Source organism: Roseovarius sp. JB2-10, assembly GCF_055693585.1.
On the sequence record NZ_CM146337.1, the window covers coordinates 3,811,482 to 3,824,222 of the forward strand.

The 12,741-nt window shown below is 57.7% G+C and carries 12 protein-coding genes; 2 read left to right on the top strand and 10 right to left on the bottom strand.

Going from position 1 to position 12,741, the window contains the following annotated elements; genetic code table 11:
- Positions 1-5 precede the first annotated feature (5 nt).
- Genes ACZ1HJ_RS18895 through ACZ1HJ_RS18905 form a run of 3 tightly spaced genes read right to left on the bottom strand, consistent with a single transcriptional unit; the run spans position 6 to position 3,169 of the window.
- On the bottom strand, positions 6-803 hold the full coding sequence (locus ACZ1HJ_RS18895; RefSeq protein WP_472720171.1) for a transglutaminase family protein: 798 nt from the start codon (positions 801-803) through the stop codon (positions 6-8).
- Positions 804-1,745, bottom strand: a complete 942-nt coding sequence (locus ACZ1HJ_RS18900; protein ID WP_472720172.1) for an alpha-E domain-containing protein — start codon at positions 1,743-1,745, stop codon at positions 804-806.
- On the bottom strand, positions 1,745-3,169 hold the full coding sequence (locus ACZ1HJ_RS18905) for a circularly permuted type 2 ATP-grasp protein (RefSeq protein ID WP_472720173.1): 1,425 nt from the start codon (positions 3,167-3,169) through the stop codon (positions 1,745-1,747). Before ACZ1HJ_RS18905 ends, ACZ1HJ_RS18900 begins: the two co-directional genes overlap by 1 nt.
- A gap of 332 nt (positions 3,170-3,501) precedes the next feature.
- On the opposite strand from ACZ1HJ_RS18905, the gene ACZ1HJ_RS18910 reads away from it, so the two are divergent.
- Entirely contained in the window at positions 3,502-4,902 is a 1,401-nt protein-coding gene (locus ACZ1HJ_RS18910) for an MATE family efflux transporter (protein ID WP_472720174.1), read from the top strand.
- A gap of 31 nt (positions 4,903-4,933) precedes the next feature.
- On the opposite strand, the gene ACZ1HJ_RS18915 is transcribed toward ACZ1HJ_RS18910, so the two are convergent.
- Entirely contained in the window at positions 4,934-5,824 is an 891-nt protein-coding gene (locus ACZ1HJ_RS18915) for a LysR family transcriptional regulator (RefSeq protein ID WP_472720175.1), read from the bottom strand.
- 270 nt (positions 5,825-6,094) lie between these two features.
- On the opposite strand from ACZ1HJ_RS18915, the gene ACZ1HJ_RS18920 reads away from it, so the two are divergent.
- On the top strand, positions 6,095-6,346 hold the full coding sequence (locus tag ACZ1HJ_RS18920) for a hypothetical protein (RefSeq protein ID WP_472720176.1): 252 nt from the start codon (positions 6,095-6,097) through the stop codon (positions 6,344-6,346).
- 262 nt (positions 6,347-6,608) lie between these two features.
- On the opposite strand, the gene ACZ1HJ_RS18925 is transcribed toward ACZ1HJ_RS18920, so the two are convergent.
- The 6 genes from ACZ1HJ_RS18925 to ACZ1HJ_RS18950 are packed head-to-tail and all read right to left on the bottom strand — an operon-like array spanning position 6,609 to position 12,720.
- The gene (locus tag ACZ1HJ_RS18925; protein WP_472720177.1) at positions 6,609-7,595 is read right to left on the bottom strand and encodes a glycosyltransferase family 2 protein; all 987 of its coding nucleotides are present in this window, start codon (positions 7,593-7,595) and stop codon (positions 6,609-6,611) included.
- Positions 7,588-9,405 carry a class I adenylate-forming enzyme family protein gene (locus ACZ1HJ_RS18930; RefSeq protein WP_472720178.1) on the bottom strand — a complete coding sequence of 606 codons (1,818 nt, stop codon included), beginning with the start codon at positions 9,403-9,405 and terminating at the stop codon, positions 7,588-7,590. The genes ACZ1HJ_RS18925 and ACZ1HJ_RS18930 overlap by 8 nt, the downstream gene beginning before the upstream one ends.
- A complete protein-coding gene (locus ACZ1HJ_RS18935) occupies positions 9,402-10,361 on the bottom strand; it encodes a Gfo/Idh/MocA family protein (RefSeq protein WP_472720179.1) in 960 nt (319 codons plus the stop codon). The genes ACZ1HJ_RS18930 and ACZ1HJ_RS18935 overlap by 4 nt, the downstream gene beginning before the upstream one ends.
- Positions 10,358-11,425 (bottom strand): hypothetical protein, encoded by a 1,068-nt coding sequence (locus ACZ1HJ_RS18940; RefSeq protein ID WP_472720180.1) that lies wholly within the window; start codon positions 11,423-11,425, stop codon positions 10,358-10,360. Before ACZ1HJ_RS18940 ends, ACZ1HJ_RS18935 begins: the two co-directional genes overlap by 4 nt.
- Before the next feature lie 9 nt (positions 11,426-11,434).
- Complete coding sequence (locus ACZ1HJ_RS18945; RefSeq protein ID WP_472720181.1) at positions 11,435-11,575, bottom strand: hypothetical protein; 141 nt, start codon at positions 11,573-11,575, stop codon at positions 11,435-11,437.
- Positions 11,572-12,720 (bottom strand): MBOAT family O-acyltransferase, encoded by a 1,149-nt coding sequence (locus ACZ1HJ_RS18950; RefSeq protein ID WP_472720182.1) that lies wholly within the window; start codon positions 12,718-12,720, stop codon positions 11,572-11,574. The genes ACZ1HJ_RS18945 and ACZ1HJ_RS18950 overlap by 4 nt, the downstream gene beginning before the upstream one ends.
- Positions 12,721-12,741: the final 21 nt, after the last annotated feature.

Genomic DNA, 12,741 nt, shown 5'->3' on the forward strand with positions numbered 1-12,741 from the left:
TCTGCTTACTGCTGCACCTGCAAAGACACAATCATCGCTTCATCTGACGCACCCAACCGCATCCCCGAAACCGGCGCCGCATCACGCGCATCCCGGCCAATCGCGATACGCACGTATTTCTCGTCCGGGGCAACCCCGTTCGAGACATCAAAACCGACCCATCCTAGAGCATCGATATGCGCCTCAGCCCAGGCATGGCTGGCATCCTGATCGATCTGATCGTTGATCAACAGATAGCCGCTGACGTAACGGGCGGGAATGCCCAGGTCCCGCGCGGCGGCAATGAAAATGTGGGCGTGATCCTGACAGACCCCATGCCCGATCTCGAGCGCTTGCTCGGCCGTTGTATCAGTATCCGTATCCCCAAGCTGGTAGGGTGTTGATTTCAGAACGGCCGCCGAAAGAGCATGCAGCCCATCAAGCGTGGTTTCGTGTTTCCGCACGACATCACCAAGCGCCCTTATCCCTGCGCCCGTTTCCGTCAGCGGCGTTGCGTGCTCAAAATGCCAAAGAGGGGCGCAGCCATACACCTTGCCCAACACACCGGCCGTATCCTTCGTCGCAACGGTACCGCGCGCCGTGATCGACAATTTCTGCGCGCCGGGTTCGATGCTGACCAGATCGGTGTGATTGCCATAGTGGTCGCGGTAACTGGCTTCGATCTTGCCGCCCTCAACGCTCAAATTCCAATCGGTCACATCCTGAACAGGCGCATCAAGCGGACGCAGCCGTACCTTTTGCAGCGCGTAATCCACCGGCTGATCATAGTTGTATTGCGTGGTGTGATTTACATGAAGCTGCATCTAGTTGTTGAACCTGTAATCCTGCTCGATCTGCAGACCGAGATTGGCATTGTCGCGAATAACAGAGCCCAGAAACTCATGCAGCCCCTCGTCAAAAATCGATGCGATATCGCGTTTTTCCAAACGCGCCCGCAGCGTATCGGCCAGATCATGGCTAGCCAATCTTTCACCGTAGCTGTCCGCCAGCGCACTCAGGTTGGCAACAATTTGCGCCACACAAAATGACAGCGACCGCGGCATGCGCTGATCAAGAATCAAAAAGCTGGCAATCGCGGGGGCCGTGTAATCCTCTTCCACCGCCCACCGAAACGCCCGATGCGCCGATACCGAGCGCAACAGCGTTTCCCATTGCACGTTATCCAGCCTGCCCCCCACCAAAGACGAGGCAGGCAACAACGCGTGGTATTTCACATCAATGATCCGCGCCGTGTTGTCGGCCCGTTCCGTGTGAATACCGATCTGACAGAAGTGATAGGTATCCTTGCGCAGCATCGTACCGGTCAGCGCGCCGCGTACGAGGGCAGATTGCTGTCGGATCGCTGCCAGCACCTCGGGCAGATCGGTTTCCTTGACCGGATCGCGCAGCAGATCACAGAGCTGCATCCACGTCTCGTTGACCCCGGTCCAGACTTCGGTCGTGAGCGCCGTGCGCACCAGCCGGGCGTTATCGCGGGCCGATTTGATCGCGGAATAGACCGAACTTGGGTTATCCCCATCCCGCAACAGGAAATTCGTGACCCGAGCGCTGTCGTAACTGTCGTATTTTTCCTCGAATGTGGCTTGTACGGCGGAGGTGACGATCACGGATTTCCACTCGGCTTCCGCATCCGTAGACCGCGTCAGTGCGATGCGAAACCCAGCCTCGATCAGCCGTGCCGTGTTTTCCGCCCGCTCAAGCGAGCGGAACATCCAGTAAAGACCCCCTGCGGTTTTTCCTAACATCAGTCTTCCAATACCCACGTGTCTTTGGTGCCGCCGCCTTGGCTCGAATTTACAACCAGACTGCCCGCCTTCAGGGCCACGCGGGTTAATCCGCCGGGTGTGATCACCACGCCGTCTGGTGAAACCTGCGCAAACGGCCGCAAATCGACGTGGCGAGGTGCGAGGCCCTTTTTGGTGAAAATCGGCACCGTGGACAGCGACAGCGTTGGTTGGGCGATGTAATTAGCCGGGTTTTCCTTGAGCTTTTCGGCAAATTCCGAAACTTCGCGCTTGCTGGCAGCCGGGCCGACCAACATGCCATAGCCGCCCGATCCGTGCACTTCCTTCACAACCAGATCGCACAGGTTGTCCAACACGTATTTCAATGTCTGCGGCTCGGAACAACGATGGGTTTCCACATTTTTCAAAATGGCCCGCTCACCGGTATAAAACTCCACGATATCAGGCATGTAGCTGTAAATCGCCTTATCATCTGCCACACCTGTGCCGGGCGCATTGGCAATGGTGATATTGCCCGCACGATACACGTCCATAATGCCAGGTACGCCCAGCATCGAGTTTGGATTGAAGGTCAGCGGATCGAGAAATTCATCATCGACCCTGCGATAAAGCACGTCGATCACCTTGTAGCCGCGGGTGGTGCGCATCGCGATATGGCCATCCACAACCCGCAGATCATGGCCCTCCACCAGCTCGACCCCCATCTGATCGGCCAGAAAACTGTGCTCGTAATAGGCGGAGTTGTGAATGCCGGGCGTCAACACCGCCACGCAGGCGCGTCCCTCGCACGAGGCCGGTGCGGATGCCGCCAAGGAACGACGCAGGTTCTTGGGATAATCACTGACCTGCTGCACTTTGATCTTGCTGAAAAGCTCGGGAAACATCTGCAACATCGTCTCGCGATTTTCCAGCATATAGCTGACACCGGAGGGGGTGCGCGCATTGTCTTCCAGCACAAAAAAATCATCCTCGCTCGTGCGCACGATATCGGTTCCAACGATATGGGTGTAGACGTCCCCCGGCGGGCTGAAATCCATCATTTGCGGTAAGAACGCATCGTTGTGGGCGATCAGCTCCACCGGGACGATGCCTGCCCGCAGAATTTCCTGCCGGTGGTAGATGTCGTGCAGAAAGGCGTTGATCGCCCGAACACGCTGATCAATCCCCTTCGAGATCTTTGTCCATTCCCGGTTCGACACGATGCGCGGGACCAGATCAAACGGGATCAGGCGCTCCTCTGCGTCCGTGTCGCCATAGACGTTAAAGGTGATCCCGGTCCGCCTGAAAAACGCTTCGGCCTGCCCAGCTTTCTGCGCCAGACGTCCGGTATCTTGCTTTGAAAACCACGCCTCGTATTGGGAATATGGTTGCCGAACGCCAACGGATGCTTGCATCTCGCTGAAATGAATTTGTTCTGATGCCATATCCAAAGACTACAGTTTTAAGCCGACATATCAACACCGGCGGGCAACAAGCCCCCGACCAAGCGAATAGTGATGAAAATTGCGGCACCTCTTGCAGACTTGCCAAAATCAACTGCAGGTCCGGTCGCACATCCCCCACAGCGCCGATGAATTTCGCCTGGCTACGGCAAAACAGGCATGTCGGAAATAGATATAAAATACAAAGCCTTACACATTTATGTTCATAGATGCACGCATGTCTGTGGATTTGGGCATGTTGGATTAACCCAGCACGGCAGCTACGTACTGTTTCTTGATAAATTTCGGCGTTCCACCCGGACAGGAGCACGTGTTTGGCCCACATAGCAGATGCAAAATTCACCCAAGGCAATCTGATGCGACATGTCTCGACCATGTCATTGACCGCAAGCATTGGGTTGATGGCGGTATTCGCCGTTGACCTGATTGACCTCTTTTTCATCTCCCTTCTGGGCGTTGACGAACTGGCGGCATCTGCGGGGTACGCCAGCACGCTGATGTTCTTCGCAAGCGCCATCAATATCGGTCTGTCCATCGCGGCGGCCGCGCTTGTGTCGCGAGCCATCGGCGCCAATCGCGAAGACGAAGCGCGCGGCTATGCCACAAGTGTCGCCGTGTTTACGGTGCTGATCGGCATTCTGGTGCCGGTTGTGATGCTATCGAATGCGGACTTCCTTTTGGGGCTGGTCGGCGCGTCCGGAGAGATCGCCGAGAAATCCAAATCCTATCTTTTCATCATCCTGCCCACGACGGTGTTTTCCGGCCTGGCGATGGTCTCTGTCGCCGTGTTGCGCGCCTATGGTGACGCGAAACGCGCCATGTACCCTTCGCTCCTGGGCGGCGGCGTGAATGCTGTATTGGACCCAATATTTATCTTCTCACTGGGCCTTGGGCTGGAAGGTGCAGCATGGGCCACGGCCATTGCCCGCATGGCCACGATGGGCTTTGCCCTCTACCCCGCGATCAAGGAATATGACGCGTTCGCAAAGGTTAAACTTGGCAACGTATCGCGTGACATGGCCGCGGTGATCGGCATTGCCATTCCCGCCGTTCTGACAAATGTCGCAACGCCTTTAGGCACCGCCATTGTCACACGGGAGATGTCCAAATTCGGCACCGAAGCCGTGGCAGGGATGGCCGTCATCGGCCGCTTGACCCCTGTCGTTTTCGCCGTGGTGCTGGCCCTGTCCGGCGCAATCGGCCCCATTATCGGTCAGAATTTCGGCGCATCCCGACTGGACCGTGTGCGCGAAAGCTACATCGATGGTTTGAAATTTCTGGCGATTTACGTGGTTCTGGCGGCGATGGTGCTGTTTTTCCTGCGCGTTCCGATTTCGGATATGTTTGGCGCCGAAGGAGACGCGCGCACGTTGCTTTTCTGGTTCTGCGGCCCATTGGCCTTGGCCAACTTCTTCAACGGCGCGATTTTCGTGTCCAACGCCTCGTTCAACAATCTTGGGCATCCTGGATATTCCAGCTGGATCAATTGGGGGCGTCACACCCTTGGCACCTGGCCTTTCGTCATCCTGTTTGCCGCATGGTGGGGTGCGCCTGGCGTTCTGATCGGGCAGGCCGTTGGTGGTGTGATCTTCGCCGCGATCGCTGTTTGGCTGAGCTTCCGGGTGATCCATCATCCCGGTGGCAAGCTCTTCATGCCGTTCATGTGCCCGCAACAGCACCGCATGCAGGTCGTCACCGGCAGATGTATTCGCTGATGCGCCCGGTCACGTCGCGCAACGCGGACGGCTACGCACCATTGAAGTGATCGGCCAGAAAATCGACAATCGCTCTGGTTTTGGGTGCAAGGTTACGTTTATCGGCAAACGTCACGGCCACATCGGCATGCTTTTGCGTATACGTCGGCAAGACCCGAACCAGCTCGCCTGAGGCGATTTTCGCCGCAACAAGATAGGTGGGCAAACGGGCGATGCCCAAACCCGCAAGTGTCGCACGAAACACCACATCGGCGCTGTTGCCGACAAAGTTACCGGTGGCATTAACCGTGTGCTGCACGCCGTCCATCTCGGCCTGCCATGCGTTTCGATCCACGTAGTTAGACGTGCGCAGACAGTTGAAATTCGCCAGATCGCCAAAGGTTTTCGGCGCCCCGAACCTTTCGATAAATGCCGGTGCCGCACACAGAATGCGGGTGTTGGACATGATCTTGCGCATGATCACATTCGGATCTGCTAATTGCTCGGCAAAATTGATCGCCACATCGAATTTTTCGGCCTCCAGGTCCACTTTACGATCCGTCAGTTCCAGTTCCAACGTCACGTCCGGGTAACGCTCCAGAAACTCCGGCAGGATGTCCATCAACTGCGACTTGCCGAATGCCACGCTGCAAACCACATGCAGCACGCCCTGAGGGTGGCCGGTAATGCTCGAAATATGCTCCTCAGCCTCCAGAACTTTTTCGGCGACCGCACGGCATTTCTCGTAATATTCCTGGCCTTCATCCGTCAGCGAAACCCCTGCCTTCGTGCGGTGCAGCAATCTGTGGCCAACGTGATCCTCCAGATGCTTGATCTGCTTGCTAAGGGCCGAAGGCGTTTGCCCGCCTTGCCGGGAGGCAGCAGATATACTGCCCATTTCTACAACCTTTACAAAGGTCAACATCTGGGAAGACACGTCCATACCGCGACGCCATCCTTTCCGATTTGGCACAACCCCATTGCTCAATCGCCGGGTTGGTGGAACCACATTTACGTACTAACTCTGCAGTGCAGCATAAATTCTGCGACGCAGCAATGCAAATGGATGTGTTGTGTGAAGATGGCAAGATCACGCGCCAGTTCTTTCATGCAATTGCCCAAAAAGGCGGCACGTCTCTTCGGTTTTGCGCATCCAGGCATCACGCTGTGAAGGGCAGGAAAACCAAGTGATCGAGTATTGAGGAACACGCATATGAAACACCAGCAAAACTCCGGATTATTGATGCATGCGCCATTTCATAGGCGGGGCACGCGTGCCGTTTCGACCGTGCTCGGCACGTGGGCCAGCACCTTTCGCACCAGCCTCTCAAAGACCCTGACAAATTTGCGTATCGGCCGAATGGAAAAGGTTCTGCGCGCCATGTCTGACGCGCAGCTTCGGCAAATTGGCATTACCCGCGACGACGTCGAAACGCATGCAAGATATCTGGCGACCCGGAAATAGGTCGTCCGAACAAGCGTTGGCCGCATCTCATGTGCGCCGACGCATCACAGATCAATGGCCTGCTCTGATCAAGTTGGCGTTGAAAGGTGTTGGGCCTCGCTCCTCCCAGAGTTCCCCTGACACCGCTCCATAACGGCTCCCCCTTCAGGATGTCGTTAGCATTTGGGCTGGCACCCCTCTCCTCCTCCCTGGGGTGTCAGCCTGCGCTTTTCTTGAAATTTCACGTTTGCCGGAGATTTCACACCCTATTGGGTGCTTTCTGTCAGCCCGAAAATGGCGCCAGTTGCGGCACGGTACCAGATGCATCCATATCGACCCGGCCGGTCCGGGCGTCGCACGCAGAACGCAACAAGTAATTGAGCCGTCCGTGCCAAAGCCGGTCATTTTTGATACCCAGCCGCGCCCGCATTTCAAAAAGCCGTTGCGCCCAGGCCAGGATATCCGCCGCCGAAATGTCTGTGGTTGCGACCTCTCCGGGGAGCAACGGACAAAGTGCCAGATGCGCCTCCAGTTCACGGCCGCTGAAGATAATGCCCCGCATTTCCAAGGCCTTGGACACGACAATGGCGCGCCCCCGCCGCTGCGCCGCGGCCTTGGCCACCGTCGCGGCCTGTGCATGGCGTCTGTAATGCAGAAAACACGCCTCAAGGTTCCGGGCCTCCCCGAATTCCAGCAGCCGAAGAAACAACTCCTGATCCTGCCGGACTTGCAGGGATTCCAGGTAATGCATGGCAAATTCGGGAATTCGCGAGCGATCGAACATCACCGTCGGGTGCAGGATGGGTGTGCGAAACCAAAGCTCCTGGCGCAGCTCTTCGGGATCACTTGGGCTGGCATGCATTGTCGCATCCGAGGTTTCGACATCCCCGATGATCTGCACAGCGGTGCCGCATATCACCAGATCGGTCTCCGCCGCAAAAGCCGCCAATTGTGCGTCAAACCGGCCGGGCAGGCTGATGTCATCGGCATCCATTCGGGCAATAAATCGTCCCTGCGCCGCATCAAGACCGGTGTTCAAAGCCTTGGGCAAACCCTGATTATGACCCATGGAGATGACCCGAAGGCGCGGGTCGGCAATGGCCGCAAGCACATCAGGCGTTGCATCCGTCGACCCGTCATCAATTGCCAGCACCTCGATGTCCTGAAACCCGTCCGACAGCACACTTTGCGCGGCCTCCCGAACCGTATCGGCGTTGTTGTAGACGGGTAAAAGAACCGACACCAAAGGGCGTGATGACGTATCAGGCATCAGCAGGCCCGTCCGACACCGCCTGAGCCGCCAATGCCTGATCCAAAACCACCTGCAATCTGGCCCGATCGGGCTTCATATGTGCGACGCGTGGGAATTCCGGCATCGCTACGATCAGTTCCGGCGTTGCATATGCGCCAAATTCGGCTTGGATCAACGCCTCGACCTCATCGCTCAACGCATCGCTCTCTTGGTCCGTTTCCAAAACCAATCCATAGCGCTCAATGCCGTCAACCTGCGGCAATCCAAGCGCCACGGCATCGCGCAAGGCCGCATGGTCAAGAACAGCGTTTTCAACCGCCATTGGCGAGAGGAACTCACCCTCACGGGTCTTGATCAGATCGTGACTGCGGCCGGTCACCACAAAATGCCCGTTTTCCAGTCGGCGCCCCATATCCCCGCTTGTAAACCAGCCCGGTGCGCGGGGGCGAAACCCATCATCGGTGTAGTGCCCGATAAAAAGCCTGTCACCACAAAGCCTTATGTGCCCAACCTCGCCCGGGGCGCACGGCGCGCCTGCGTCATCGACAATGCGAAGCAATAGACCTTGTGACACCGCACCGGCATCCCCCATCGTGCCTGTTCGCGCAGACGCAAAGACACCTGCGGTTTCATTTGCGCCATAGTGATCCCGTAATTCAGCCGATAAGAGGCCTGCAGCCCGCGCGCGTATCTGGGCCGGTAAAACGCCGGTTCCGCAACACAAAGCGCGCAGCGCGGATAGGTCAATTTCAGCCATTCGTTCGGGGCCCAGTTCAGCAATGGCGCGGATGGTGCTTGCAATTGTTTGCATCACCGACACGCGGAGCCGGGACATGGCCGTTAAAACCTGCAAACTGTTCGTGCGGGAGTGCGGTGATAGGATCACACTTGCCCCAAATCCCATCGCGGGCATCAAGACCAAACTGCGCAGCCCCGACAAGGCAGACAGATCGGTGACAGACCCATGACGCATCGTCGCCGCGTCCGGATCGGCCCGTTGGGCGAAACGCGTTGTGTGATAGAGGTTGCGATGGCTGAGCACGATCATTTTCGGCACCCCTGTCGAACCCGATGTGGTCACAACAACCGCTTCGCGGTCCGGATCAGGGTCTGGTCGGCTTGAAACGGACGCGCCGTGTTCCATCCATGCATCAAACCCCGTGTCGCCGGTGTCGTCCGATAAATCAATCCAATCTGCTTTCAGTTCTGCCTCTGCCTCCGGAGGGCCGGACAGGAACCACAATCGCGGTGAAACACGCGCCTGCATCAAGCGCATCATGCCAGTACTCACGCCCTCGCGCACCAGGAGCACTGATGCGCCCACTTCCCAAGCGGCCAGCGTGATGACAACGCTTTCCAGACTGGGCTCAGCGGTCACCGCGACGTGCCCTCCGATCTGAACGCCGTCGCCCGCCAGACGGCCGCTCACGGCATCTACCATCTCGGACAAGTCAGCAGTTGTTACACAAAACGCCTCTGCCCACGGGTCCGCCGGGTCTTCGACGAACACCGCCGGCGCATCGGGTTCGGCAGCGGCCCGCTTGCGCAATGACCCTGCGATATGTCGCTCTGCGATTGGGGTTGGGTCAGTGGGAAGGTTGTGGCCTGCAATTTCAACGGCAGGAAGGTCATTCAGATCAACATCAAATGCCGCGAATTCTGCCGCCGCGGCGCTGGCATCTGGTCCCATACGCGCCTCAACCGATGCAGCATCATGGCCTTCGATCCGCATGAAGAGCGCGGCAAGGGCCGTTTCGCTGATCTGCCCCTCGCGTCCGTTGTAAGAGGTCCGCAAAAGGTCCGCATCTATGGTCAGCGTTCCGGTCATGTCACGCCCCTGCTGGCCCCATCCAACGCGTCAAAAAGGAGCCGATGCATGGTGCGCGCTGCATCGAACATGCGCGTGTGTTCGACACCCGTCACATAGTCCGCAAAAAGGGCGTGGTAGTGATTGCCCAGGCGGGGATGGTCATTCTTCAGATCAATGCGTTCAACCTGCGCATCGGTCCGAAGGGACACATATTCCCCGCTGTGATGCAGCTCCAATCGCGCGTTCTTTTTGGCAAACGTGATCTCGCTGCGTTTCATGTTTTCACCGGCGGTCCACCGCGTCTGAACATGTCCCTGACCGCCGGGCCAAACCAACTCAACGCTGGCCTCACTGTCCAGATCATCTGGCGCGCTATGCGTAAACGATGCGGATCGGACCTGGGTCTGGTCCAACGGGATGATCATATCCAGAACACTCAGCGCGTTGATGCCACCGTCGCGCCATGAACCGCCAAGCTCAGTAGCACCGGCAATAACCGCGCCTTCAACCACATAAGGATCATGGAAATGGCACTCGACGGACACGGGCGGCCCGAACCGCGCAACAAGATCGTCACGGTATTGCGCAAACCAAAGCATCTCACGCCCAAACGCCGCGTGCAGGGCAACATCCAACCGCCCATGGGACGACGCTGCAGCGTCACACAAGAGGTCAAATTCCCCACGCGAAGGTGTTGCCGGTTTTTCCAGCAAAACATCGGCACCAGATGAAAGCGCAGTCTGCGCCAAAGCCAGATGTGTCGCGGGCGGTGTCGCGATGATAACCGCGTCTGGAACAACTTCAGCCATCATTGCGTCCAATGAGGGAAAATGCGGGCAGGCCAAAGCCGCGATTTTCTTGGGTCGCGCGCGCAAATCTACGGTCGCAACCAACTCAAGGCCGGACTGTGCCGCAATGCCTGCAATATGGTGGCGCGCGACATGCCCCAACCCCACAAGACCCAGCCGTTTCATTGCTGATCTCCTGTGCCTGCGCAATTGGGAACAAATGCGTCGATATCGTCCACAATCCGCGCCGCGATCTGGGCTGCCCCTTGCTGCGTCAAATGCTGCGCATCAATGTAGTTCTCACGACCCGGCGACATCAGAGCCTGAGGGTCGGAAAACCGCCATCCGTTGCTCTGGGCCAGACCTGCCATGGCATCAAGGGTACGTGCCAGGAGAACTTCGGCGGTGACACCCGAGTCCCAGTCCAGCCTCGAGCGTAAATGCTGTTCGAACCGTCGGCGTTCCTCGGCGTCACCCGTTTCGCGAATACGTCCGCGATGGGCAATAAGCACAGCGGCATCTCGCGGCGCCAGCGTCGAGATCGTCTGACCCATTTCTGCCAGCGCTCCGTCCAGCCGTGCCACGCTTTGCGGATCAACCGCCCGTGCCGGAATATACCGATCCATTGAAAACCGCCGCTGCAACTGGCGCAGTTTGCGGATCACCGCGACGTCGCTTACCCTGCCCCGCCGATCATTCATGAACTCGTCAATGGGCTGTGCGCCCATTCGTCTATAGGCCTCATAGGGCGAGCCCGAAAAAATCACGGTGACATCCGGGGACAGACGCGCGCGCAGATCCGGCCAATGATCGGCAAGGGTCTCGGAGGCATAGCTTGGCCCCGCAAAGGTCACATAATCAAACCTGCAGGTCGGATGACGTTCAGACATCATGCGGGTCACCGTGGCCGGCAGGGTGTTTTCCTCAACAAGGTCCGCGCCGAAAACAACGCTGTCGCCCAGAAACGCCAAGCGCACAGTATCTGCGGGTTTGGGCGTTGCAACTTCCGGGCTGCGCAACCCTTGCGCGTTGAAGGTCAAATGGCGCCAGCCGCTCTCCGGGCGGAACCGCATCACCGCATCATCCGGATCAATGGCGGTCGCGTCGCGTAGCGCGAGCCAATCGAAAATCGGCGCCGGACGCGACGCCGCCTTGTTCTGCAAATAGGCCTCAGCCGCGCCAAACAACAGCACGGGGAGCGCCAATAAAATAACGGCAAATCTGATTTCGCGCAAACGATCTGGGGTCACTGCATCCACCTATAACCGATCATAGAGGAAACGCGCCTCAGGCGCATTGAGGCACATCACGATCAGCGCAACAAGCGCACCATAAAGGGCAAGCGTCAGAAAAACCGCCATGATCGGCGTCACGCGGCGGCTCAGATACCGGTAAATCATCCGCCTACCCCCAATATCGCAAAGAACCGTGCGGGCACGTCCGTCAGGCTGGGCGTGGTCAAAATGACGAAACTGAACCAGACAAAGTGTACCGTCAGCACAATGCTCGCCAGATGAAGGGCGGTATGGCGCGCACCGGATGGCTCATGTGGTCCTGCCGGGCGCATGTCGCGCATTTTTTGCCAGATAACGATGCCGACCCAATGATAGCAGGCCCAAAGCAGGTATCGCAGGGAAATTTCGTGCCAGAGACCGATCAGGATCATCGTTGACAGCGCGCCAAGTGCCGGACTGCGCGTCTTGGCGACCACGGGCCCGTAGATGTATTCCCGACACCAGCGCGACAAAGAAATGTGCCAGCTTTGCCAGAAGGCCGAAATGTTGGGTTTGAGGTAGGGCCAATTGAAATTTTCGATGATCTTGAAACCCAGCATCGCGGCAAAACCGATGGCGATATCGCAATGGCCAGAAAACTGCAGGTAAATATTGAGCCCGTCCTTGACGACGTCGAGATAGAGCGCCCACCACGATCCTGATGCTGCCAGATGCGAGATTGCCGCCTCCATCCACCCTTCCAGCAGAAAATTGCTGAGTACGACAATCTTGAGATATCCAAAAATCACACGCTCAATCCCCTCCAGAAAGAGTGGCATTTCAAAGCGCTGGCGATTCTGGTCCCGCAGGAATGTATCAATCCGGTGGATCGGTCCGACCACAAAGGTCGGTGAGAAAAAGAGGTAGCTGGCCAAATCTTTGGGCGCGACGGAGCTCAACGTGCCTTTGAAATGCTCAAAGAGGACGTGCAAACACCGAAAGGTGTAGTAGCTCAGGCCCAGCGGGATGCCAAAATCTTCGATAAACGTGCCGGGCGTGGTGACGGCCTGCAGTTTGAAACCGGCCAATGCGGCGGCAAGCACACCGCCCACCCCCAGCAACATGGGCAAGGTGAGGCGCGGTTTGGACAAACCAAACACGGTCATCCCCCATGCGCCGATCAACAGCCCCACGGACAGCGGGTCTACATACGCCAAAAAGGCCAGCGAACTGGCCATCAGGAACCACGGGCGCAGCCCGCGCGGTGCCAGCCAATAAAGACCTACACTGGCCCACATCCAGATGAGCCATTGAAGCGAAACAAAACTCATTTGCCCGGACCCACTGCTCGG

Bases quoted from the DNA above. Each gene is read 5' to 3' on its own strand.
- ACZ1HJ_RS18905 (WP_472720173.1), bottom strand. From the start codon at position 3,169: ATGGCATCAGAACAAATTCATTTCAGCGAGATGCAAGCATCCGTTGGC.
- ACZ1HJ_RS18935 (WP_472720179.1), bottom strand. From the start codon at position 10,361: ATGAAACGGCTGGGTCTTGTGGGGTTGGGGCATGTCGCGCGCCACCAT.
- ACZ1HJ_RS18950 (WP_472720182.1), bottom strand. From the start codon at position 12,720: ATGAGTTTTGTTTCGCTTCAATGGCTCATCTGGATGTGGGCCAGTGTA.
- ACZ1HJ_RS18920 (WP_472720176.1), top strand. From the start codon at position 6,095: ATGAAACACCAGCAAAACTCCGGATTATTGATGCATGCGCCATTTCAT.
- ACZ1HJ_RS18915 (WP_472720175.1), bottom strand. From the start codon at position 5,824: ATGGACGTGTCTTCCCAGATGTTGACCTTTGTAAAGGTTGTAGAAATG.
- ACZ1HJ_RS18895 (WP_472720171.1), bottom strand. From the start codon at position 803: ATGCAGCTTCATGTAAATCACACCACGCAATACAACTATGATCAGCCG.
- ACZ1HJ_RS18945 (WP_472720181.1), bottom strand. From the start codon at position 11,575: ATGATTTACCGGTATCTGAGCCGCCGCGTGACGCCGATCATGGCGGTT.
- ACZ1HJ_RS18930 (WP_472720178.1), bottom strand. From the start codon at position 9,405: ATGACCGGAACGCTGACCATAGATGCGGACCTTTTGCGGACCTCTTAC.
- ACZ1HJ_RS18900 (WP_472720172.1), bottom strand. From the start codon at position 1,745: ATGTTAGGAAAAACCGCAGGGGGTCTTTACTGGATGTTCCGCTCGCTT.
- ACZ1HJ_RS18925 (WP_472720177.1), bottom strand. From the start codon at position 7,595: ATGCCTGATACGTCATCACGCCCTTTGGTGTCGGTTCTTTTACCCGTC.